General features: G+C 33.4%; 24 protein-coding genes. 16 read left to right on the top strand and 8 right to left on the bottom strand.

Translation table 11 applies throughout. The annotated features are described in order from the left end of the window. Positions 1-37: 37 nt before the first annotated feature. The 5 genes from ACYU0V_RS08905 to ACYU0V_RS08885 form a co-directional block, all read right to left on the bottom strand. Positions 38-1,048, bottom strand: a complete 1,011-nt coding sequence (locus tag ACYU0V_RS08905) for a fimbrial protein (RefSeq protein ID WP_068565846.1) — start codon at positions 1,046-1,048, stop codon at positions 38-40. Beyond that, positions 1,045-3,603, bottom strand: a complete 2,559-nt coding sequence (locus ACYU0V_RS08900) for a fimbria/pilus outer membrane usher protein (RefSeq protein WP_461849827.1) — start codon at positions 3,601-3,603, stop codon at positions 1,045-1,047. Before ACYU0V_RS08900 ends, ACYU0V_RS08905 begins: the two co-directional genes overlap by 4 nt. A 58-nt stretch (positions 3,604-3,661) precedes the next feature. After that, a complete protein-coding gene (locus ACYU0V_RS08895) occupies positions 3,662-4,396 on the bottom strand; it encodes a fimbrial biogenesis chaperone (protein WP_063099697.1) in 735 nt (244 codons plus the stop codon). A gap of 85 nt (positions 4,397-4,481) precedes the next feature. Beyond that, positions 4,482-5,012, bottom strand: a complete 531-nt coding sequence (locus ACYU0V_RS08890; protein WP_057076270.1) for a fimbrial protein — start codon at positions 5,010-5,012, stop codon at positions 4,482-4,484. Between the two features lie 481 nt (positions 5,013-5,493). After that, positions 5,494-5,784, bottom strand: coding sequence for a hypothetical protein (locus tag ACYU0V_RS08885; protein ID WP_068565852.1), 291 nt, complete (start codon positions 5,782-5,784; stop codon positions 5,494-5,496). A gap of 674 nt (positions 5,785-6,458) precedes the next feature. On the opposite strand from ACYU0V_RS08885, the gene ACYU0V_RS08880 reads away from it, so the two are divergent. Further along, the gene (locus ACYU0V_RS08880) at positions 6,459-6,833 is read left to right on the top strand and encodes a hypothetical protein (RefSeq protein ID WP_104074526.1); all 375 of its coding nucleotides are present in this window, start codon (positions 6,459-6,461) and stop codon (positions 6,831-6,833) included. A gap of 480 nt (positions 6,834-7,313) precedes the next feature. Here the strand turns inward: ACYU0V_RS08880 and ACYU0V_RS08875 are convergent, their stop codons facing one another. Further along, on the bottom strand, positions 7,314-7,517 hold the full coding sequence (locus ACYU0V_RS08875; RefSeq protein ID WP_461849823.1) for a hypothetical protein: 204 nt from the start codon (positions 7,515-7,517) through the stop codon (positions 7,314-7,316). Positions 7,518-7,646: 129 nt separating this feature from the next. Here ACYU0V_RS08875 and ACYU0V_RS08870 point away from each other — a divergent pair, with 129 nt between their 5' ends. The 8 genes from ACYU0V_RS08870 (at position 7,647) to ACYU0V_RS08835 (ending at position 12,967) form a co-directional block, all read left to right on the top strand. Next, the gene (locus ACYU0V_RS08870; RefSeq protein WP_262441072.1) at positions 7,647-8,864 is read left to right on the top strand and encodes a phage/plasmid replication protein, II/X family; all 1,218 of its coding nucleotides are present in this window, start codon (positions 7,647-7,649) and stop codon (positions 8,862-8,864) included. A gap of 10 nt (positions 8,865-8,874) precedes the next feature. After that, positions 8,875-9,201: a hypothetical protein gene (locus ACYU0V_RS08865; protein WP_461849822.1), complete on the top strand. Its 327-nt coding sequence runs from the start codon at positions 8,875-8,877 to the stop codon at positions 9,199-9,201. 382 nt (positions 9,202-9,583) lie between these two features. Next, positions 9,584-9,847, top strand: a complete 264-nt coding sequence (locus tag ACYU0V_RS08860; RefSeq protein ID WP_174724900.1) for a hypothetical protein — start codon at positions 9,584-9,586, stop codon at positions 9,845-9,847. A gap of 6 nt (positions 9,848-9,853) precedes the next feature. Then, positions 9,854-10,813, top strand: coding sequence for a hypothetical protein (locus tag ACYU0V_RS08855; RefSeq protein WP_461850303.1), 960 nt, complete (start codon positions 9,854-9,856; stop codon positions 10,811-10,813). Next, positions 10,813-11,091: a DUF2523 family protein gene (locus ACYU0V_RS08850; protein WP_174724896.1), complete on the top strand. Its 279-nt coding sequence runs from the start codon at positions 10,813-10,815 to the stop codon at positions 11,089-11,091. The genes ACYU0V_RS08855 and ACYU0V_RS08850 overlap by 1 nt, the downstream gene beginning before the upstream one ends. Before the next feature lie 73 nt (positions 11,092-11,164). Next, positions 11,165-12,349, top strand: coding sequence for a zonular occludens toxin domain-containing protein (locus ACYU0V_RS08845; protein WP_174724894.1), 1,185 nt, complete (start codon positions 11,165-11,167; stop codon positions 12,347-12,349). A gap of 166 nt (positions 12,350-12,515) precedes the next feature. Further along, positions 12,516-12,644 (top strand): hypothetical protein, encoded by a 129-nt coding sequence (locus tag ACYU0V_RS08840; protein ID WP_284691023.1) that lies wholly within the window; start codon positions 12,516-12,518, stop codon positions 12,642-12,644. Between the two features lie 11 nt (positions 12,645-12,655). Continuing rightward, a complete protein-coding gene (locus ACYU0V_RS08835) occupies positions 12,656-12,967 on the top strand; it encodes a hypothetical protein (RefSeq protein ID WP_461849824.1) in 312 nt (103 codons plus the stop codon). Between the two features lie 419 nt (positions 12,968-13,386). Here ACYU0V_RS08835 and ACYU0V_RS08830 read toward each other — a convergent pair whose 3' ends face one another. Continuing rightward, entirely contained in the window at positions 13,387-13,590 is a 204-nt protein-coding gene (locus ACYU0V_RS08830; protein ID WP_461849823.1) for a hypothetical protein, read from the bottom strand. A 129-nt stretch (positions 13,591-13,719) separates the two neighbouring features. Here ACYU0V_RS08830 and ACYU0V_RS08825 point away from each other — a divergent pair, with 129 nt between their 5' ends. From ACYU0V_RS08825 to ACYU0V_RS08800, 6 genes are all read left to right on the top strand, one after another. Beyond that, on the top strand, positions 13,720-14,937 hold the full coding sequence (locus tag ACYU0V_RS08825; protein ID WP_262441072.1) for a phage/plasmid replication protein, II/X family: 1,218 nt from the start codon (positions 13,720-13,722) through the stop codon (positions 14,935-14,937). A gap of 10 nt (positions 14,938-14,947) precedes the next feature. Next, positions 14,948-15,274, top strand: a complete 327-nt coding sequence (locus tag ACYU0V_RS08820) for a hypothetical protein (protein ID WP_461849822.1) — start codon at positions 14,948-14,950, stop codon at positions 15,272-15,274. Between the two features lie 183 nt (positions 15,275-15,457). Further along, positions 15,458-16,798: a site-specific integrase gene (locus tag ACYU0V_RS08815; RefSeq protein WP_461849821.1), complete on the top strand. Its 1,341-nt coding sequence runs from the start codon at positions 15,458-15,460 to the stop codon at positions 16,796-16,798. A 1-nt stretch (position 16,799) separates the two neighbouring features. Then, positions 16,800-18,377 carry a site-specific integrase gene (locus ACYU0V_RS08810; RefSeq protein WP_461849820.1) on the top strand — a complete coding sequence of 526 codons (1,578 nt, stop codon included), beginning with the start codon at positions 16,800-16,802 and terminating at the stop codon, positions 18,375-18,377. Further along, entirely contained in the window at positions 18,370-20,691 is a 2,322-nt protein-coding gene (locus tag ACYU0V_RS08805) for a hypothetical protein (protein WP_461849818.1), read from the top strand. Before ACYU0V_RS08810 ends, ACYU0V_RS08805 begins: the two co-directional genes overlap by 8 nt. A gap of 1 nt (position 20,692) precedes the next feature. Then, positions 20,693-21,130 (top strand): hypothetical protein, encoded by a 438-nt coding sequence (locus ACYU0V_RS08800; protein ID WP_272399773.1) that lies wholly within the window; start codon positions 20,693-20,695, stop codon positions 21,128-21,130. A gap of 69 nt (positions 21,131-21,199) precedes the next feature. On the opposite strand, the gene ACYU0V_RS08795 is transcribed toward ACYU0V_RS08800, so the two are convergent. Continuing rightward, positions 21,200-21,973, bottom strand: a complete 774-nt coding sequence (locus tag ACYU0V_RS08795) for a hypothetical protein (RefSeq protein WP_461849817.1) — start codon at positions 21,971-21,973, stop codon at positions 21,200-21,202. 333 nt (positions 21,974-22,306) lie between these two features. Here ACYU0V_RS08795 and ACYU0V_RS08790 point away from each other — a divergent pair, with 333 nt between their 5' ends. Next, a complete protein-coding gene (locus tag ACYU0V_RS08790) occupies positions 22,307-22,564 on the top strand; it encodes a hypothetical protein (protein WP_416696535.1) in 258 nt (85 codons plus the stop codon). Positions 22,565-22,597 lie beyond the last annotated feature (33 nt).

Here is a 22,597-nt window from a genome sequence, read left to right as displayed (position 1 = left end):
TTTGAATTTTATTCTACTTAATAACGATTCAATATGATTAATCATATTGAATCGTTACAGTAGCCATTGCACGAACTTTACCAGCAGTCACATTTGTTGCTGTTTGATAGTAGCGAGCAGTCATCGGTACGTTATATTGAAGTATTTGATTAGAAGACAACGAACCTAAAGCTAATTTATCACCTTTTTTGATGACTTGATTTTTATTTTGATAATTCCAAAGTAACTGCACACCGACACCATTTGCTTTTTCAGAAGTGGCAGCCGTATTTGCCAATACCTGGGTATTTGTGCCGTCTTGGGTAAAGTCGTAACTTAAACTAATAGTGTTTTTCTGTTCATAGCCCACTGGGCTTGTACCACCATTACATAAGAGGTTCATATCAAAGGTTTGTTCGCCTTGAGTTGAGCCAACACCTTTAAATCCTGCTTTTGTTACTGTTGGCAACTGTACAACTTTATTGATATTACCTTGGATTTCACATGAAGATGAAGCAATGGTAATTGCATTAGCATTAACAGTACTTGTTAGGAAAGGTTTATTTGGATAACCACGGATGTAGTAACTACTATATCTGCCTGGCACTAAAGTCCCAGAACCTGTTTGTGGAGCAATTTTAATGATTTCCACAACAAAGTAACCTGGTGCTAAAGTACGATTGCCAGATATTCCATTACGTACATAAGGATAATAGCCAGAAAAATTAGTATTATTTTCGGCTTCGCGATATAGACGAATACCAATGCCGGGAATATTAGTGGTATAAATGCTATTGCCTAATGAACTTAATGGATAAGCTTGAGTTAATTCAGCAATTACTGAGTCACTATAGTCACAATACTTCGCTTGGGTACCACTACTACTGATAGGAAAAGTCGCTTTTCTTAAAACTGCACCAACTTGATCGCTAGGGCGCACAACGACACGGCCCACAGCCATAAGAACATCATTGTCTTCATAGTCAACCATTATACATGAAGCATTAGTCTCACCATAAACACCAAGGCCAGCCGTAAATAGAGCACTCGTTAATAATATTCTTTTCATTTGCAGACAGCCTCAGTCATTACCATGCTTTGTTGCTTATTTTGCAACTGATTACTAATGTTGTACTCAACTGAACAACGTTCATTGCTTTCATCACCCCATTTCACATAGAGACGATCTTGAGCAAGTGGGGTCCGTAAGTAAATCATACTACCTTGAGCAACAATACCTACAGCTTCATCTTTCTGATTAAAGACTTGAGCAGCAAACGGTAAACTGTTGCCATCAGCAGTTTTACTATTAATGTAAACTGCATAACCTGTTTTGGTTGCAAAATCTACTTTAGCAATTGCACCAGCAAAAGGCGCAATACGTTGACTAGTTTCTTCAAGCTCTACTTGGCTCGACATTTCTTGTGGGTCAAGGGTAATGTCATTAAGACGATACGGAGTAACATAAGGAACTACTGCATAACCCGCTTTATTTACGCTCAAACCAACAGCATTATTAACTTTTGCTCCAGCGGCTTCAGGCGCATGCACAAGTACCATCGTTTGGCCTTGTTCAGGTCCAAATAAAACACCTTCTGAATGTGCAACTACACTACCAGTTAAGCTAACCATCGCTTGTTGGTAAGAATCAGCCACACTATAAGATCCACCAACAGTTGTATAGTTGGTACGATAACGTCCATTTACGTTAAATGATGGATTTGAATAGTCCTGATGTGACATTGAAGCGCCGTAACTAAAGCGATCTCCAACCATACCACTTGCACCAACAGTACGACTGTCTTCAGAAGCAGTAACGTTAACGTTGACTGAATTCTTTTTGAAATCAATCGGGAACGATAATGTCATTAAATATTCAGTATCGTGTGTTTGATTGGTTGAGCCATATTCAACTTTACGGTTAATTGCAGATAAACCATAAGTTAAACCATGGAAGTTATTACTGTAACCAACCTGATATTGTTTAGTACTCTCACTACGGTTCCAATAATCAACCCATGAACCTACTATGTAGAAGTTACCCCAACCTTCAGGCAATCCTTGGTTTAAGGTAATTTGGAATTCACTACGTTGACGACCAGCAGAGTACGTATTAATACCTTTTTCTTCAAAATCACGAATCTGTAGAGCATCACGTAATTTATAGAAGTTTTCTGTTGAGTAACGATAAGCTGCTAGTGTTAAGTTTGTGTTGGTTGGAGTAATTAACTTGCTATAGCTTAAACGGAAACTTTGTCCTGACTGTGAAGACTGTTTTTCAAATTCAGCTTCAGAGTGGGTAATATCTAACGCCACGGCACCAATTGGTGTAGCAAAAGCGGCACCCAACAGTATAGCGGCATAATTTTCCGTTGCTTGTATGCCTGTATAGCCTGTTAGGTAGTTGTTAATACCTTGCTGATATTTACCTTGAACAACCCAAGGATCAATATCAATATCTGAATCACGGAACTGACCAATAGTTAAAGCATAACGGTTCATGCCAGGGCGTAGCATCTGCACAACAGATGCATAAGGCACAGCAAATTTCTGTATTTCCCCATTCGCTTCGATAACAGAAACTTCAATTTCTCCACCAAAACCAGTAGGGTAAAGGTCATTAATTTCAAAGTTACCTGGTGCTACTGTTGTTTGATAGATAAGTTGACCTTGTTGGCGAACTTCAACCTTTGCATTGGTTTTAGCATTACCACGAATACGTGGAGCATAACCCACCATACTATTTGGCAACATTCGATCATCACTTGAGAAATCAATACCGCGATAACCATATGAATCAAATATTTCGCCGTTTGTAAAACTATCACCTAGTGTTAAGACACCGCGATATTTAGGGAAAGCTCTTTGTAAATATGTACTCGTTTCTTCATAACTTGATTTAGATTGGTTTTCAGCAGGGGTGTCTTGCCATTGCCACTGACCATTATGACGTAATTGCCATCCAGCTAAATTTAGCCCAGCAGTCACTCCCATAAACGCATTTGAAGTTTCGCTTATATCGCCAGATTGATTAAAAGTCTTATATGCACTACCGTTATAAGATAAAAATCCAGCATTAATACCACGATCCCATACACTTGGATCGACATAGCCTTGCGCATTTTTTTGCAAAGCAACTTGCGGAATAGAAATATCTACACGTAAACGAGAGGTATCAAACTCATAAAATGCATTTTCAACCCATTCTTCAATTTTATAACAACTACTATTTTCTTTTTGAAGGGTAGTGTGCTGCGATAGAACTTCTTGTTTTACACCATATTCAAGAAGATTATTTCCAGTAAAACACGTTACAGCATTTTTATTTGGATCTAATGCTTTAAAAAACATGCGACGTTTGCCAAACCATTGGCCATTTACATAAACATCAACGTTATATTCGCCCGGTAAAACCGGATTACCATATTTAAACCGAGAAATATCAACTTTTTGTGCATCACCAATTAAAAAAGCAGAATCAAATTCAGCTTCCACTGGTGCACTCGCGGCTGTTTCTTCAGCATGCACGAATACAGGCATTGTCATTGTGACAACACCAGAAGCCAAGTAATAACCAATATGGCGTTTTAATAATTTATAAGATTCTTGCCTTTTTTTTGGCATAACTAAGTCCGCCTACTCACATAATAGGTGCTTAAATTTATTAAAAAGATAAATCTGATTACTGAAGTTTTATTTGGTGTTCGACTCGACCACCGTAGTCATTGACATTCATAAAACTCATATCTTGAAGATTGCCATTCTTAAGCTGAACAGACTCTTCAGAAAAAGGTTTAATCATTAAACCTTGAGGTAATAAATCAACTTTTTTATCACCAACCTTCTGATAAACAGAAGTCATTGTGATATGAAAAGGTGTTGGATTTTTTACCTTTAAATTTTGACCAGATTTAACCCATTGAAGCTTATCAGCTGCTAAATTCGCATCTTCTTTAATTGAAGCTGGGCGATAGAAGAATTTAATTCGTGAACGAATTGCTAATTGCAGAAAATTATCAGGAGTCGCATTTTCGCCTTTTGATGTTGGTCTTGGAGGAATATCCAAAACATTCAACCACAAAACTGTTTCTTGCTTTTGATTTAGCTGAGAAGCCGTTGGCAAAGCAGTAATACGAAGAGTCTGACTTTTTGTTGCTTCAACACGAGAAATAGGAGGAGCAATCATAAAAGGAACTTTTGATTGATCCGGTGTACTTTTTGAGTCGCCTTCATCAAGCCATGCTTGAACAAGTGCTGGCTTTGAACCGTTATTACTAACTTGTAGTGTAACTTCTCTAGCATCTGAAGGATAAATTACACGAGTGCCATGAATTACAATTTCTGCTTGCGTAACAGGTGCAACAACTGCTGAAGCAAATGTCAAACCTAACAAAAAATTATAACTGTTCAATTTCATTTCAGAATTCACAACCAAGAAAGATTCAGGAAAGCGCCACAAAAGAGGGCTTCTATGCGAGCACAGAAACCCCACCATCAATTAATTATTGATAGATAATCGTGTATTGAACAGAAGTTGAGACCGTACCAGCAGTAGCTGCGCCAGTTGCGTAGTATTCAGCATAGTAGTTAAGGTCTGCGCTACCAGCTTTCGCCACATCAACCCATTGTGAGTTAGCTTGAGCACCGTTCGCACCAGCAGCAAGAACTGGGATGAAGTTGTTGTTGCTACCTAAAAGTTGAACCTGAACGTTTGTAGCGTTACCGTCCTTATTAATTAAACGACCAGTATTGAAGTCAACTTTAGCACCTGGTTCAAAGTAAGTAGCTACTTTACCTTCAGAACAGTTAGCTAACTTAATTTGGAAAGGAGTACGACCAGCAACATTTCCAGCAGCTGCTAAAGTTTGTTTAGAAACAGTTGGAAGAGTAACTGTCAAGTCTTTACCACCGTTATTAACGATGTCACAAGTTTTATCTGTAACTAAACCATTAATTGTAATTGTACCATCAGCAGCTTGAGCATTCGCAATCCCTACAACCGAAAGAGCAGCGATTAAAGCAAGTTTTTTCATAGTGTTTCTCAAAAGTCTGGATATAAAGTTTAATTCCTTACTTTTCCAGTGTGTGACATCTTGAAAAGTAATGTAACAATGCTAACACTTTCCAAACAAAATGCAAACTAGATCACATTATTTTTTCATAATTTTAATTGGATCCCATGGTTTACTTGGATTATATGAGGTCCTATAAACGGCCATATTATTGTTTATAAAAGTTTTTTTGTTTTATAGAAAGGTTTTGTGACTGTTATAGGCAATTTACATAAGAACACAATGTAAATAAAAAAAGAATTAAAAAATTAAGTGAAAAATAATCTTAAATTCTTAGAATACAATTATATAGAATAAATTCTGTATATGTATATAGGAAAAATATACAAATAGTCATATTTTATAAAAAAAAAGAGAGACTCATCAATCAATTCATCAAAACATGCGATGAATTCGACAAATCACTCTTTCATCAAACTTATTACAGAAATAAGTTGGGATATTAATGGTAGTTAATAAGCACGACTTTGTGATTAGAACTTATGCTCTCAATGCTTGTGTCCATTTTCTCAGTATGTTGAGCTAATTTAAAAAGACTATCTTTATTTAAATATTCACTATCAAGTTTAATATTTAAATTATTTACTTCAGTACATTCTGTCTCACTATGTTCTCTTGAACATGTATCTTCAACAACATTTCCTCTTATCATTATCGTGTTACTTGCATAACAAAATAGTGGGGAAGTGGAAAGCACCATCAAAACAAGAAGCTTAAATATATTATTTTTCATTTTATATATACCTATTTATTAAATAGTTAATATAAGAGATACAATATTTTTTATTTAAAAACAATATAAAGATTTACTTTAATAATAAATAAATAAATAACATGTGACCTGTATCTCACTAATTATTTCATTTATATAAATAGTTATTGCTTTACAGGTCTTTAATTAAAAATGATAATTAAATCACACTTTTACACCAATAATGAATCTTAGTTGATATAAAATTAAATTACTGATAATAAATACATTAATTGAAATATCTTTAATTTTTTAAAAAATAATTAGGGAGGTTGCAATAATTTAATAATTAATATTATTTAATATAACAATATATGATTATTAAAGGTTAATTATATAATTATAATTCCAACTCCAAGATTTATGATAATTATATAGATTAAAATAAAAGGCTTTAATTAATTAAAACAACATTGAATACATTTTAAACAATAAACAAAAATATTTAGCATTATTAAATAAATCATCATCATATAGTGTTAAGCTGTAATGCCGCCTAAAGTCATACAATTTGATTCTTAAATAAGTAGCTTAAGTGAAATTAAGACCATATTAGTGAAATGATACTCATAAAAATAAAGATTATTCAGTTGTCAATAAATTTTTTATTTAATTGTGTTATATTAAAACTCTATAAACTTTACAAGAACTTATAAATGAAACGCATAGTAATTAGCTTGATTAGTCTATCATTATTTAACTTGGCTCAAGCGCAGGATTATCCAAATTATGAGGATGAAAAGAAATATCTGCAAATGTTAGAAAAAGTTTATCCACGATTATCTGTGATCGTACATGGAAAACTGATACTAAATAGTGTAGAAAACGACATAAAAAGCCTTTCAGAAAAAGACAAAAAATATGTTTGTGATATGGCAAATGCAGCTATAACTATTGATAGAATAGTTATGAATACGCCAGTTCATGAATATTATTTTGAATCAACAAACTATCTGCAAAATTTCGTTACAACTGATTCAGCAAAAATTCTTAAAGCAGAATTACAACTAACGGGATACAACTGTGTTTAAATTAAAATCATTGCATGACTAGATGTAAATCTAGTCATGCAATGATTTGACATGGTTACTTCAGGGCAAAGGCGTAAAATACATTGTTGTAAATGTAAAGCCACCGCAACCAAACAAAATTGTTTAAATAAAAAAGCTTTGCGTATGTTTAACTCAACTTGTTACTTTTTATTCTTTTAAAATTCAATAGCTTAACTTTATGAGGTAATAAGTACAGTTAAACGTACGGCAACAGAATCAAGGACTTAATAATGAATTATATAACTGTTCGTATAATGTGATGCACAGATTATGTTACTAAGCCCCAGTGAGAAAATTAAACAACTCACGGGGCTTTTTAACATCAATCTGCATTATGCGAATTTTGGGAGATAAGGGGAGTCCACGTCTTCTAATGGTGGACTCTAGTCTCAAATTTGAGAATTTTATACGGCTTTTTGCACTTCTAATGGTGGACTCTAGTCCGATATTTCGGAATTTTTAGAGGTCTTTCGAGTTTCTTACAACTACTTTTCCATTTGCTGATATCTCAACATTATCGATAGCTTGTTCAAGGATTATATGTACAAGCTCACTATCTTTAATGGGCTGTAAATTTTTATTGATCAGAATTTTATTGAGCTCTACACACTTCTTTCTAAGAGATTCTTGCTCTTTGTCATTTAAACGTACTGTTACTGCCATTTTGATCACATTTTAGGGTTATTAACTTGCATACAATATTACTTGTATATGTGTTATATGTGCTTGCTATTCATGTGTAATTGTATTAAATTCTGCTAAATGTTATTTGTATACATGCGTAATTAGACCATGCTAGATCATATTTGCATAAATGCGCCATTCGAATCCAGCTTCTACTCAGTAGATGCGGAAGGGCGTTATTTTTTTGTAGATATCGATCTTCACACCATAGAAATCCCACTTGCGTCACGATCTGTTCATAAGAATGACGATGGTTCAATTTCTGCTGCTGCTTTATTTCATCCATTTGAAAGTGTGCCAACTCATTATACGGGTATGGCAATGAAAGTATTTTTCGATGCTAGTTATGAGCCTTACGTACAAATTAAGGCTTCACCTGCAAAGTTATTGCAGGGTCATAACGTTTTTGGTTCGGACGATATAGAGCAGGGTGCTGATGAAATGATCGGCTTCTTACACATGGCTTATCCAGTTCTTACCCGTATGCTCGATTGGAATCGTGCTTGGGTTTCACATATTGATGTGACTTACTCGGCTAAGTTGTCAGACCAGACAACGGCTAAAAAGATTCTGGATTTTCTGGCTAATGTCAGTAGCGGTCAAACTAGACTTTCTAATAAGCGGTTTGATAGCTCTGTGTATTGGGGTGGCCAGACATCCAGACTTGTAAACCATAAATGCTATTTAAAGCATGATGAATTTCTTTCCCAGTTTGAAGAACTTAAGCAACTGGCAAAGAAGAATGACAAATCAGCTCAACGAGTTGTTGATGTCATGTCTGACTCACGGTTAATCAACTGGACTGTCGGACTTTTACGTTTTGAGTCGCGTTTAAAAAAACGTTGGCTTGAGCGTAATGGAGTACCAACGAACCTTTATGAACTTATAGCATTTCAAAAGGCAAATCCTGATTTACTTCAAACACTTTGGACTAAAGCAACGCACGGAATATTTGATGCCATGAGAGGTCAAACTGTGAAATTGATTAATGATGAAAGTGTATTGGAAGCCATATCTAACTCGCCAGTTGTCGTTACCAATAGCGGTAAGGTTTCTCAAACACGTATCCGAAATATTTATTCTACGTACTGTTTAGTACGTGAACATGGTTTAGAGAAGTTAGCTGAAATGCTTCCTAAACCTACGTTTTATAGACATTTATCTGAACTTTGCGATTGTGGCTTTTCAAAGGCATTTTTGCAGAACTTGCATGACAACAAGGCTAAAAACGTCATTCCATTTATGAAGCTCGTAGAAATCGACTTTTCACAACAATTGCCTGAGTGGTATGAGCCGCCAGTATCGCAATTTAAATCAGTAGCTTAAAGGTGAGCAAATGAACAATTCACAACATCCAATTATGACAGTTACAGGCATCCGTAAATCTGCTGGTGATTTTAAAGACCAGTCATCTGGTAAAGAAATTACGTTTTCAAATACGGTTGTAACTGTACTTCAAGAATATTCAGCTAAAGAAAAAGAACAAGGTGCAATCGGTCTTAAATCGACTGACTACAAGATTAAAGGTGCTCAGTTCTTTAATGATTACATTCATCAGAAATTGCCTGCGGAAGCTGCAATGATCTTTGATTGGGATTTCACAGGTAAAACACCAAAGGCTGTATTGGTGTCGCTAGATTTTAGTGCCAAGAAAGCTATATAAAACAAAGTGTTAATAATAAAACACTTCGTATAATGTATAATATGTAAAAAAATCAATAACTTAGGTGAATTTATGATTAAAAAGATAGCACCATTGATGGGGGATAATCAAGTGGAATGTCCTAAATGTTACTCATATTTTCACTGCCAATATTTACCTTTTCACATGTCTAAATGTGAGGGTTAAAAAGAATGGCATTGATGATGTGTGACTCTCAATTTATTGATCAGGCCACAGGTCAGTGCCTGAAATGGGTCGAGTATGTTCCGCTTGTCCCGAATCTCAGCAGTGAGATGATCGGCGCGATTTGGGGAGGTTTTCTCGTTTCGATGTTGGTCGCTTGGAACGCAAAAAAACTAGTCAGACTATTTGGAGTATAAAAATGGCTAAATTTCAAAATGTTGTAAAAGAAAAGTTGGGGAACCGTTATTTACAAGCTGCAACTGTTGCAACCGTAGCAGCGGCTCCGCTTTTAACCCATGCAGAAGACCCTACGGTGCAGCCGTTTATGACTCCTGAAGGGTTAAAGTCGCTTGTAGCTGGTTTGGGGATGCCTGCGCTTATTGGTGCTGCTGTAGCAACGATGATCGGTATTGGTGTACTTATCTGGGGTGGAAAGAAACTTATTGGTTTCTTCAGTAAGTAAGTGAAGGTGCAGCGTGTTGTCATGGTTGATTTGTATTCTTGGTTGCGTTGTTATTTATACGCTTTTTTCTTAATTTTCATTTCAATTACGGCACACGCTGCTGATCCCAAAACTATTGCAATGGGCGGATTTCCGTACACGGTTGTTTGCTCTCATCAAACTAATCTCGATTATTGTGTTGATGCTCGTTCAATGAATGCTAAAGAGACTGCATGCAAGCTCTGGATGACAAATTTATCAACTTTGTACGGTTATGCATTTGACAGAATTATCACGGGTACTACAACAGATACATGTTTGTATCGAGGTAAAAACCCCTCAAACGGCACTGATGTATCAACAACTCAGACTCTTGTGACTAAAAATGGTCTTTGTCCACCATCTGGTAATCCCCCCCCAACTAAGGTGATCTTTTCGCGGCAAGGTCGTTGGTTTCCTCAAGAACTTCCCGAAAAACGTTGCTTTCGTAATTGTAATTATTCGGGCGGTCAGTCTTTTACATATAAACATTTTTCTTTTACTAACGGCATTGTTACTGAATTTACAGATGCTGGTGGACTTAAATCTGTTGAAGAATTTTGTGATGCAGTACCGGAACCTGTCCGCAATTCCGAGGGTGAAATTACTTATGATGCGGGTTGTCAAGACAACATGTTTAAAGTTTTCTGTGATTTCGTAGAGTGGTTTAGAAATGATTCAGAAATGCCTGAGGCTCCCAAAGTTGAAGCTGAGTCTGTCAATTTGGGCTATATAGATGCAGGTCATATTGTTGTACAAGGTGATGCAATGCATCAATGTTTTGAACCGACAATTTTTAAAATGTATTTGCCTTGGGGCGACGGTGAAGAAATTGAACAAGAAATTAACTACTCAACTTTTTGTACAAAAATCACGACTATGGGTAACATTTGGCGCGCTCTTTATCTCATAGCTGCATGTTATGTAATTTTTGGAGGTCGTAAATAATGCCGTCAATTTTGATACGAATTGCGCTTTGGATGATGACGAGTTTTGCGGGTCAACTTCTTTATAGCTTGGGATTGGGTATGGCTTCGTTTACTGCGATTAGCAGCATAACAAGCTGGATTGTTGAACATATTAAAGTCTATTTCACAGGTACGTCAGGCTGGATGTTGATTTGGATTGAACTGTTTCATATTGATTACGGTGTAAGCGTCTTAATTTCAGCATTTATCATCAGAACAACAATAATGTCAGCGCAAGTCGCACTCACAAGAAAATAGTTTAAAGCAATGTGATGCACCCGAAATTTCGCGCAAGCGCGGGGGCGCGTCACGCGAAATTTCGGGGATTCACATGGCACTAAAACTCGTCACAGCTCCTCCAGGCACGGGGAAAACATTATTATTGATCAGAATGATCTTCGAATATTTAGCTGAAGGTCGTCGTGTATTTTCTAATATTGCAGGATTAAAAATTGCTGAAGTTTTGCCTATTCCTTCTGATCAAGACTGGAGAGATTTACCTGACGGTTCTGTTGTTATATATGATGAAGCTCATGAACACCCCGCTTTTTCACGTGAAGATATTATTGACTATCCAGAGTTTGAAGAGGCTGAACAGTTAGAGAATGAAAACATAACGACATATCGAGATAGAGTGTCTAAATTGAAAAAGGCGTATGACAGAGAAAAGAAGCGCTATAGAGACTCAATTATTGATATTGCCAGAGCACTAAAAATACATCGTCATTTTGGTTTTGACATCATTCTAGCTACGCAAGATAGCGCTGATTTAAATACAAGAACAACAAACATTGTTGGTGAGCATTATCATTTAATGCGACCGTTTGGCTTTAGACACAATGTTTTATTTTTTTGGCGTAGACATGTTAGTAATCCTGACTCTACTGCGGAGCGATCTAGAGCAGAATGGAAAAAAAATATGAAGTTCAATAAATCATATTTTCATTTGTATCAATCAGCTAATGTTCATACGCACAAGTCGAATTTTCCATTGAAATACATACTCGTAGCACTTGTTGCTATCACACTTATATGTGCTCCAATTTATTACGCACTTACTAAAAATAAAGCGGTTAAATTAATGTCGGGTCAAGAGACTATGGCTGCAACTGGTACTACAAAAGATATTGTTGTGAATAAGGAAATGCCGAAGGATATCAACAATATGTCTCCATTTGATCAGGAAAAGAAATTACAGGAGGAACGCGAGAAAAAGCTTCAAGAGCAACGTGATATATATGCTAAGAACTTAGAGAAACAGCAAGAACGTGAGATTTCAGGGTGTGTTTATTTTCATGGCAAATACACGGCTGTAGATGAGTATGCGCGTCCAATACATGAAAAAGACCATCTGTGTAAGCAAGTCATTCAAGATGCAGATAGAAACGTGATGAAGACACCGACAAGACAGGTTGCACAAATGACAGTACAAAATAATTATTCTCCAGAGGCTAAACAGGATCTAGAGACAGCTAAAAAAGCTGAGGCTCAAAGGCAGATGTTTGGTGAACCGTAATTTAAATTTCTTCTCTCTGATTACAAAAACCGTCTATTTGATGTAACGTAGTGTCATAAAGGAGTGTCTTCAGGGGAATTGAGACACATCGCGTATAACAACTGATTTAACGTATTTTTTGAGTGTCTCAAGGCGTAGTCTAGACACTCCGACAAGGGGATATAGGATGCAATTTTCAGATTGGGTTCAACTTGTATTTATGGTCTTTTTGGCTTTAGTTTTTATTATTTGGTTTACTTTGAAGTTTATGCGTGAACTTCGATACCAACAAGATGACGATCAATATATTCCTTAATGGTGATAATTATGAAAATTTTAATTACTGGTGGACCCGGAACGGGTAAGACTTTGTACTCGGTATTTCTTGCAGATAATTTGTATAATTTACCAATTATTGAATCTGATAATTTTACTGACTTTAGTAGTTTTACTAATAAAGTTAAGGAATTATCGAATTGCATTGCTGTTGTTCAGGACTCTAAATTTTTTACAGAACAATTAAAATTTGATCAGCATTTTAGATGTAGTCGCAATATGGACAATTTAGAGAAATTCTTTGTTAGCTCACCCACTGGTGTTGAGGAGCATCTTTTTTCAGATATGGGAGAATATTATTGATTGGCATTTTATTACATTCTTCAGCTCAACTGCAGTTTAATCCGGGTGTCAAAAAAATGAATAAAATCAACACTTGTGATTTTTGGGGGATTGGCAAAATATGACATTTGAACATTATGAAACTCTTGCTCCATTTTTGTTTTTGTTTGCACTCTTTTTTATTTATTGGCTCACTAAAGATGAGACTAAATTTTAGCGTCTGAAAGTTCGCATAATGTGATGCACAGATTATGTTACTAAGCCCCAGTGAGAAAATTAAACAACTCACGGGGCTTTTTAACATCAATCTGCATTATGCGAATTTTGGGAGATAAGGGGAGTCCACGTCTTCTAATGGTGGACTCTAGTCTCAAATTTGAGAATTTTATACGGCTTTTTGCACTTCTAATGGTGGACTCTAGTCCGATATTTCGGAATTTTTAGAGGTCTTTCGAGTTTCTTACAACTACTTTTCCATTTGCTGATATCTCAACATTATCGATAGCTTGTTCAAGGATTATATGTACAAGCTCACTATCTTTAATGGGCTGTAAATTTTTATTGATCAGAATTTTATTGAGCTCTACACACTTCTTTCTAAGAGATTCTTGCTCTTTGTCATTTAAACGTACTGTTACTGCCATTTTGATCACATTTTAGGGTTATTAACTTGCATACAATATTACTTGTATATGTGTTATATGTGCTTGCTATTCATGTGTAATTGTATTAAATTCTGCTAAATGTTATTTGTATACATGCGTAATTAGACCATGCTAGATCATATTTGCATAAATGCGCCATTCGAATCCAGCTTCTACTCAGTAGATGCGGAAGGGCGTTATTTTTTTGTAGATATCGATCTTCACACCATAGAAATCCCACTTGCGTCACGATCTGTTCATAAGAATGACGATGGTTCAATTTCTGCTGCTGCTTTATTTCATCCATTTGAAAGTGTGCCAACTCATTATACGGGTATGGCAATGAAAGTATTTTTCGATGCTAGTTATGAGCCTTACGTACAAATTAAGGCTTCACCTGCAAAGTTATTGCAGGGTCATAACGTTTTTGGTTCGGACGATATAGAGCAGGGTGCTGATGAAATGATCGGCTTCTTACACATGGCTTATCCAGTTCTTACCCGTATGCTCGATTGGAATCGTGCTTGGGTTTCACATATTGATGTGACTTACTCGGCTAAGTTGTCAGACCAGACAACGGCTAAAAAGATTCTGGATTTTCTGGCTAATGTCAGTAGCGGTCAAACTAGACTTTCTAATAAGCGGTTTGATAGCTCTGTGTATTGGGGTGGCCAGACATCCAGACTTGTAAACCATAAATGCTATTTAAAGCATGATGAATTTCTTTCCCAGTTTGAAGAACTTAAGCAACTGGCAAAGAAGAATGACAAATCAGCTCAACGAGTTGTTGATGTCATGTCTGACTCACGGTTAATCAACTGGACTGTCGGACTTTTACGTTTTGAGTCGCGTTTAAAAAAACGTTGGCTTGAGCGTAATGGAGTACCAACGAACCTTTATGAACTTATAGCATTTCAAAAGGCAAATCCTGATTTACTTCAAACACTTTGGACTAAAGCAACGCACGGAATATTTGATGCCATGAGAGGTCAAACTGTGAAATTGATTAATGATGAAAGTGTATTGGAAGCCATATCTAACTCGCCAGTTGTCGTTACCAATAGCGGTAAGGTTTCTCAAACACGTATCCGAAATATTTATTCTACGTACTGTTTAGTACGTGAACATGGTTTAGAGAAGTTAGCTGAAATGCTTCCTAAACCTACGTTTTATAGACATTTATCTGAACTTTGCGATTGTGGCTTTTCAAAGGCATTTTTGCAGAACTTGCATGACAACAAGGCTAAAAACGTCATTCCATTTATGAAGCTCGTAGAAATCGACTTTTCACAACAATTGCCTGAGTGGTATGAGCCGCCAGTATCGCAATTTAAATCAGTAGCTTAAAGGTGAGCAAATGAACAATTCACAACATCCAATTATGACAGTTACAGGCATCCGTAAATCTGCTGGTGATTTTAAAGACCAGTCATCTGGTAAAGAAATTACGTTTTCAAATACGGTTGTAACTGTACTTCAAGAATATTCAGCTAAAGAAAAAGAACAAGGTGCAATCGGTCTTAAATCGACTGACTACAAGATTAAAGGTGCTCAGTTCTTTAATGATTACATTCATCAGAAATTGCCTGCGGAAGCTGCAATGATCTTTGATTGGGATTTCACAGGTAAAACACCAAAGGCTGTATTGGTGTCGCTAGATTTTAGTGCCAAGAAAGCTATATAAAACAAAGTGTTAATAATAAAACACTTCGTATAATGTATATTATGTTAAATGGAGTGCATAGGTAATTTACTTCATAAACAATAGTTGCTCTACTATAAATCAACATCTTACGTTTTAGATACAGTTCAACCTATTTTGTTTATGTTTATATGTTAAATACTTCATAAAGTTTAGGAGTTCATTATGTATGTACTAAAAACAATTAAGCTTTCAAAAAAAAAATTAAATGAAAATAAAATTATCTTATTGTTCGATACATCCACTTCAGCTCCTTGCCTCTACTCATTCTTATTTTCATTATCAATACTTAGACTTCAAAGCCTTTCAACACAACAAGCAGATTTAATAGCTGTGAAAATTTGGTATGAATATTGGTATACGAAGCACTGTACAACCTTTTGTCAGTCATTTTTAACTTCAACATATGATCCAGATATTTACTTAAATGAAATCGATAACTTTATTTTTTTTCTAGAGAACTACAATGATTTGAAATTTAATACAATGCACTATAAATCGAATCAATGGTTCCAAAAAAATTATAGCACCATTTCTCAACGTATGAGGTCTTTGTTCAAATTCTTCACTTATCTATTAGATGAATTTTGGAACCTAAGACACCAGAGCTATCCTCTCAATGAAATTACTAATCGTAGAAAGCGAATAGACTTATTTCTAAATAATAAAAGAAAAATCTTTAGTAAATTTAATAGATATGCTTTAACTGTAAATAATGGAATTATTCCAAATTTCAAAAGTTTAGATGATGAAATGCTTACAAAACTATATGAGATTATTCGTCCTAGTAGAGAAAATAAAATAAATCCGCATAATCCTTTTAAGTCTAAAACAAGTCAATTTCGAAATTTCTTATTAGTACACCTCATGTTGAACTATGGATTACGTATAGGTGAATTAATGCTCATTTCTGAAAAATCAATAAAAAAATCAATAAATTATGATAAGTATAATTTAATCATAACAAATACAGATGATGAGTTTGATTCGAGAAGTAGAAAGCCACATATAAAAAATGCTCAGTCTCATAGGGTAATTGAACTAAGTAAGCAAGACTATCAACTTATTAATATTTATATAAATTCTATCAGGAAAACTTCGACAACACAGATCCTATTTACATCATTCACTCCTCCCTACCCTGCATTAAGCTATTCCACTATTAATGCAATATTTAAAAAAATCGATATAAAATTTAGAACACTATATCCCCATTACTTTGATAATGAGAAACTTTACGGTACTTTAGAAAAATTTACTCCTCATACTTGCAGACATACTTGGGCTTATATTACTTTAGCATTTGCTTTAGAAAAGCACAAAAAAGATTTATACAATCAATCACTTAACAATAATATTATGGAGAAAGCTCAGGAAGACTTGCGGATTCTTGGCGGTTGGAGTATGAATAGTCAAATGCCTAAATATTATGCAAAACGCTTTATTGTAGAAAGTTCTAACATAATAAATTTACAGAGAATTTCTCAAGAATTATGGGAAAATTAAAATGATCAATCAATTTTATAGTACCAAAGGCGAAACTACTTCAGAAGCAATTTTTAATTCTGAGCAAGTAATTGCTATTCAAAAAATTAATAAAAAACTCCCTAAAATTGTTAAATTTGTATTAGCAGATAATTTTGAAGATAAGTTTATTATATCTGAGAATAATATTTGGGATTTCTATTACTCAGGTAAAAGAGAAGTATTAGATTTTACTCAATTTCCTAAAAAAGAAATGATTCTTTTAAAATTTCTTCTTATTTCGTACATACAAAAAAATTCACCTTCCTCATTAAGTTTAAGACTACGTTCATTCAAATTCTTAATAGATTATTTGAAAAAAAATTCTTTATTTTTTGAATATGAGGCGTTCAAAAAACTTTTAACGCATATAGCAGCTTTGAAAGAACATCGTATTACGTACTCAAATATAAAATTTTTCCTCAAGATTTTAATTATTGAAAATTTCCCTAAATTTGATATTGATAACGATTATGATTTAGAGTTTTTACCTAGACCTGATGCTTTCAACTCGAGCTTATTCTATCAATTATATGAAGATCCTATTGATTTTTCCCTTTTGACCATAATTCAACAAGGACTTACGAAGCTAAATAGCATTTTAAATTTTAGTCAAGAACAAATTCAAAACCAGACACTTATTAATGCTTCCATCTTAGGGCTAGTATACTCTACTGGTCTTAGGCCTGTGCAATTGAGTAAGTTAGCTGTAAAAGATATAATAATAGATACTTATAGAGAAGCGGACCAATTCTATCGCTATAGTATTTTGATCCCATACGCTAAACAAGAGCGATATATTTATGAAAAAATTGCCGTAAAATTATCAGAAGAAATTGCACAGATTATTCTTGCATATATTAAAAGATTTAATTTAGAACCTCAGAATAAATTATTTGATCTCGGAGATAATTCTGCTCTTTTTTGTTTCAAAGCTATAAATACTCAACTATTTGACTTTTCACCAGAAAATTATAAAAAAGCTGTTTTAGCAGGAGAAATGCTAGAGCAAAAATATTCTGTTTCAGATTTTAGACATCATGTCGGTTACAGTTTAGCCATGGCTGGAGCATCAGCTGAAGAAATTTCATATATTTTAGGACATTCTGTAGTTGTAACAGCTAGACATTATATCTATTCAACACCAGAAATAGCCCAAATACGTGCGCATGCTTTAGGGCAAAATCCTTTGTATAAACAAATGATAACAATGCTATTGACTGGGCATCTTGTTTATAGAAATGAATGGAATAATAAAAAAGTTTTAGGAAATATTGGAAGTACCATCCACTATGATATTGGAGGTTGCTCCTACAATCAAAAATGTTTATTCCAACCTGTTCGAAATTGTTATGGATGTATGTATTTTCATCCATTTATCGATGGAGATCACACCGAAGTTCTAAATAGTATTCAAAACGAAATTAATCAGTTAATCAAACTCTCAGATAATGTAGGCGCCTCTAGGAATCCATTAATAAGAATCCATGAGGCAACAAAGTTTGAAATAGAATCCGTTATTGCACGTTGCACTCTAAATAAGGATGCTAAAAATGGATAATGCACAATATAGTAACTTTATTAATGAACAGAAAAAATATTTTGATGAATATATACAACCTACATTTAAAGGTAAATGGGAGGACTCAAGGTGGTATGGAGGTACTCTAATATCTGGAGGATCTGGATGGTTACTAGCAAGAGCTGGGAAAATTCATTTTAACTTTAAAGAAACCAAGAGAATATTAGGGATAAAAGATATCCATATAAATGAAATATATCAAGAATTTATGAAAGCAGTCTTGGTTTTAAGTTATAGAAAATCAAATTCAAAAGCTTCTCCTCAAAAATTATATTCTGAATTTTTGATTTTGAAGCGTTGGTACAGTGCTTTACTTGATGAAAAACCTGCTAAAATACATCCCTGTTATTTAAGCACATCAGTTTTAAATAATTCTTTTGAAATATTAATTCAGAATTCCACAAAAACACAACATGCTAATCATGCAGGTGGTTACCATAGATTACAAGAAATAATAAATTATTATTCTTTTACTGAACACAACTTAGATTTCTCAATAAAATTATTATACATAAATAGTCAAAATAGAACATCTAATGCTTTAAAGACTAAAGCTCTGCTTGAACAATTAGAAATTGATGAGGATCAAGTTGAAACTGATAAACTTATTACAATAAGAACATTTATTAATATTGTAACATTAATTAATTTATGTCAAACCAATGGTGAAAAATTAATACTTAATTTTTTATTACTATTAATTGTAACTGGTTTTCGATCAACTGAAGCGATACTTTTAAAAAAAGATGCATTAATTAAACATGTAATTCTTGATCCTGTCACTAATAAACCTGTTACTTTAGATGGAGTTGAACAGTTTGTTATTGGACTACGCTATCATGGAGCCAAAAGAGCCGGGATCAGAATTCATTGGGTAGAGCCCTCATCTGCACAATTAGTTCAATCTATATTTGCCAATGTATTAGATCTTACTAAACAATTAAGAGAAAATCTTTATTATATACGTTCAAAAAATTGCTGTAATTTACTTCCAAAAGAAATTGATGATATTACTCAAGATTATGTAGAAATAGATGACTTAATAGGCACAGTTTTCGGTGTAAAAGACAAAACAAGAGGGCGTGCTGGCCAACGTGATGTAGTAACAAAAACTCTTAAAAATGTTCCAATTTATAAAGAAATAAAAGAAAAAAGAGGAATTAAAAAATATTACTTAAAAAAAGATATAAATTTATTTATAAAAAGCCTCAATAATTATGACTCAGAATTTCCTTTGCATCATATTTTCAACTATGAAGGTAAAATTGAAAAGATTGCTTTTGAAGATTTACTGTTTATACATGAATATAGATCTACAAATTTACAAAGAGCTTTTATAAACAAAGCAAATATATTACCTTTAACTTTAAAAATTATAGATGGTTTTTTGGGTAATAGTGAAAACTTATCAGTTTTCAAAAAATATAACCTCCTTGAAAATAAGAATGAGTATACTAAAATAAGTACTCATATTCCTCGTCATAATATTAATACATTTTTAGCCATTAGTGGTTTATCTGAACATTTGCAAGCCATGTTAATGGGTCGTGTAGATGTAAAACAAAATCAATATTATCAACATATAGCTTTAAAACAACGACGCCTTACAGCCGGTATTTTTAGTAAAAATGAACCTGGACCAGTTGCTACTGCTAACAATAAAGACTTCTCTCCTATCGAATCTATTAAAAAAGATGGAATAATGTATTTCTCTAAAAATAATGATATAGAAAACAACCTTAAGAGAAACTTACAAACTTTTGACTCTAGAAAAGAGACAGCTAATTTTATTAAAAACTCTTTTTTTGATGGCTACTTTGCAGATATTTCTGCTGCATTTAATGAGTTAAATAAAGAAAATACTGGCTTAGCTGATAAACTAATTGAAAGACATGCTTACCTATATCCATTACCATTTGGTGCATGTATGCGCGAAATTGCCATACATAGTTGTCCTAAACGTTTATCATGTCAATCTGGTGATCAATGTGGAAATTTTACGCTGACAGGTCGTAAAGGAGAACTCGACGCAATAAACTTTCAAATAATGAAATTGTCAAATGAAATAAGTTTATTAGATTGTCTAGTTACTAATGATAGTTCTTATAAAGAAATGCTTGACAATTTACATGAAAAATTCAATTCATTAGTTCAACTTCAAGAAAAATCAGTTGAAATACAAAATGATTTGATACCTATAATAGTATTTCCCTATGATAATATAAAACTACCGCATACACTGAGTGAATTATTCGCGATAGAACAACAAAAGATTGAATCTAGAGATAATTGATATGTTACGTGGTAAACAGTTAGATAAGGTAATTGAGCAAGAATTACAAATGATGCTTATAGAAGGTTTCGAAAAATCGCCTATTTCTCATAAAACTTTATATGAGCGTCTCATCACTAAAGGCTATATATCAGGTGGTTTAAGTACATTAAGTACTATTGAACGTAAAAAGCTAATAAGTCTTTATATTTCCGAACAAATTTCACCGCTAAATTTAAAAGTAAAGGAGCAACAACTTTATACAAATAAAAAAACTAGATTAGCTTTAACTAAAACAAATAAGGACTTACGTAAACAGATAGAAGATATGGAAATACAAAACCATCAGTATACTGAAACTCTCATATCAATAGTAGAAGAGGTAAAAACTAAAACTAATTTAAAAATTGATCACCTACTTGCTCCCCACTTATTAAAAAAATATTTATCTAAAGATTAGTGATAAAGTCTGATTTTTTCATGGCAATTATTTCCTGTTAATTTATTAAGATTATCTAGTTTTATGAAGTTAATAATAATTAATATTATCTAGAAAGTCTTTATTTCGTAACCATATATGTGTATAAGTTAGCAAGAATGAAGATAAACTTTTATTATCAATACTAATTTTTATAATTTGTACTCTCAACTCATCAAAAGCATCAGTGTAAAAGAATTTAAAAAAAATAACTGATTCATCAACACCTTCATCAATAGTTTTTGAAAAAGGAATTCTAATATTAACACTAATCCCTTTATCTAAATCATGTGGAAGAAAGTCTATTCCTTCCCATACTAAATTATTATCTTCGTAATTTTTAGAATACATTAAAAATAAACTTCTACATAAATTTCGACTATTTTTAAGATTGAATTCAAATGATAATTGCTTACTTTCAGAATAAGTATAAATACTTATTTTTAAATCATTTAGATGAAAATAAGGTTGTGCATTGATGGTTTCAAGCTCTGTCTGCCTCTTTTCTCTATCTACAATTACATTTAATTCTTTTTGAGCAGTACTTGCTAAGATTTGCTGCTGTTTTATACTGTTTGATAATTCTTCAATTTGAAAACTTAGCTCCTTTCCTTGTTGATGATAACCATAAATTATCCACATAAAGACTAAAGGTGCAAAGAAACCAGCTAAAAAATCTCCCCATTCATTTGGTTTTAAAGTTTTCATCCCCTTCACATCTAAAAGACAATAAAAAATAACCACTGCTAAATATATTATTGTGAATATAAGCATAGATGGAAATTTTGACTTTTCGTTTGTTTCTACAATGTTATTGGAATCCACAACAATATTTTCCGTAATGTAAAAAAATGTAAAACTAACAGAAAATAAGATATTTATAAACAATATGACCAAAAATTGACTAAAATAATAATTTTTCCAAATTATAATGAAAGAAAGAAGTATAACTAATATTGTAGTACAGTAAAAAATAAATATAGATCAAAAGTCGATCCATCCATTCAGGATAAATATACTGAGAAGCTTAAACACACAATTAATCAGTCATTTGAAGATATAAAAGAATTTAGTAAAAGTTCAAATTAATTTCTAGGGGCAGAGTTATAAGCTATAATAGACATAAATTTTATAAATCTCATTTTAAAGAGTTTAAATATGTCAACTAAAAAAACAATGGGTGAACGTGATATTGCTACAGCTGCTGCTGTCATACTTCAAGAATGCTTCATTAAAGCTGCAAGAAATGAAAAAGTACTTTACGTAGAGAATGACATTCTTTGGAGTAAGACTCCTGACGAGCCACCTGTTTTTATTAAAAAATTAACTGGAAGAAATCCTAATCTTCCCAATAGAATTACTTATGGCAGAATATTTAAGATTAAAAAACACCATGATAGGACTAAAGCAAATTAAATCAACAACTTATTTTTTTACACCGCCAATTTT

Source organism: Acinetobacter sp. X9 (assembly GCF_054889255.1).
The sequence above is the reverse complement of the archived record's forward strand: the minus strand, read 5'-3'. Positions and strand labels throughout refer to the sequence as shown.

Excerpts from the sequence above, each read along its gene's own strand:
- ACYU0V_RS08905 (WP_068565846.1), bottom strand. The coding sequence starts at position 1,048 with ATGAAAAGAATATTATTAACGAGTGCTCTATTTACGGCTGGCCTTGGT.
- ACYU0V_RS08900 (WP_461849827.1), bottom strand. The coding sequence starts at position 3,603 with ATGCCAAAAAAAAGGCAAGAATCTTATAAATTATTAAAACGCCATATT.
- ACYU0V_RS08895 (WP_063099697.1), bottom strand. The coding sequence starts at position 4,396 with ATGAAATTGAACAGTTATAATTTTTTGTTAGGTTTGACATTTGCTTCA.
- ACYU0V_RS08890 (WP_057076270.1), bottom strand. The coding sequence starts at position 5,012 with ATGAAAAAACTTGCTTTAATCGCTGCTCTTTCGGTTGTAGGGATTGCG.
- ACYU0V_RS08885 (WP_068565852.1), bottom strand. The coding sequence starts at position 5,784 with ATGAAAAATAATATATTTAAGCTTCTTGTTTTGATGGTGCTTTCCACT.
- ACYU0V_RS08880 (WP_104074526.1), top strand. The coding sequence starts at position 6,459 with ATGAAACGCATAGTAATTAGCTTGATTAGTCTATCATTATTTAACTTG.
- ACYU0V_RS08875 (WP_461849823.1), bottom strand. The coding sequence starts at position 7,517 with ATGGCAGTAACAGTACGTTTAAATGACAAAGAGCAAGAATCTCTTAGA.
- ACYU0V_RS08870 (WP_262441072.1), top strand. The coding sequence starts at position 7,647 with ATGCTAGATCATATTTGCATAAATGCGCCATTCGAATCCAGCTTCTAC.
- ACYU0V_RS08865 (WP_461849822.1), top strand. The coding sequence starts at position 8,875 with ATGAACAATTCACAACATCCAATTATGACAGTTACAGGCATCCGTAAA.
- ACYU0V_RS08860 (WP_174724900.1), top strand. The coding sequence starts at position 9,584 with ATGGCTAAATTTCAAAATGTTGTAAAAGAAAAGTTGGGGAACCGTTAT.
- ACYU0V_RS08850 (WP_174724896.1), top strand. The coding sequence starts at position 10,813 with ATGCCGTCAATTTTGATACGAATTGCGCTTTGGATGATGACGAGTTTT.
- ACYU0V_RS08845 (WP_174724894.1), top strand. The coding sequence starts at position 11,165 with ATGGCACTAAAACTCGTCACAGCTCCTCCAGGCACGGGGAAAACATTA.
- ACYU0V_RS08840 (WP_284691023.1), top strand. The coding sequence starts at position 12,516 with ATGCAATTTTCAGATTGGGTTCAACTTGTATTTATGGTCTTTTTGGCT.
- ACYU0V_RS08835 (WP_461849824.1), top strand. The coding sequence starts at position 12,656 with ATGAAAATTTTAATTACTGGTGGACCCGGAACGGGTAAGACTTTGTAC.
- ACYU0V_RS08830 (WP_461849823.1), bottom strand. The coding sequence starts at position 13,590 with ATGGCAGTAACAGTACGTTTAAATGACAAAGAGCAAGAATCTCTTAGA.
- ACYU0V_RS08825 (WP_262441072.1), top strand. The coding sequence starts at position 13,720 with ATGCTAGATCATATTTGCATAAATGCGCCATTCGAATCCAGCTTCTAC.
- ACYU0V_RS08820 (WP_461849822.1), top strand. The coding sequence starts at position 14,948 with ATGAACAATTCACAACATCCAATTATGACAGTTACAGGCATCCGTAAA.
- ACYU0V_RS08815 (WP_461849821.1), top strand. The coding sequence starts at position 15,458 with ATGTATGTACTAAAAACAATTAAGCTTTCAAAAAAAAAATTAAATGAA.
- ACYU0V_RS08810 (WP_461849820.1), top strand. The coding sequence starts at position 16,800 with ATGATCAATCAATTTTATAGTACCAAAGGCGAAACTACTTCAGAAGCA.
- ACYU0V_RS08805 (WP_461849818.1), top strand. The coding sequence starts at position 18,370 with ATGGATAATGCACAATATAGTAACTTTATTAATGAACAGAAAAAATAT.
- ACYU0V_RS08800 (WP_272399773.1), top strand. The coding sequence starts at position 20,693 with ATGTTACGTGGTAAACAGTTAGATAAGGTAATTGAGCAAGAATTACAA.
- ACYU0V_RS08790 (WP_416696535.1), top strand. The coding sequence starts at position 22,307 with ATGTCAACTAAAAAAACAATGGGTGAACGTGATATTGCTACAGCTGCT.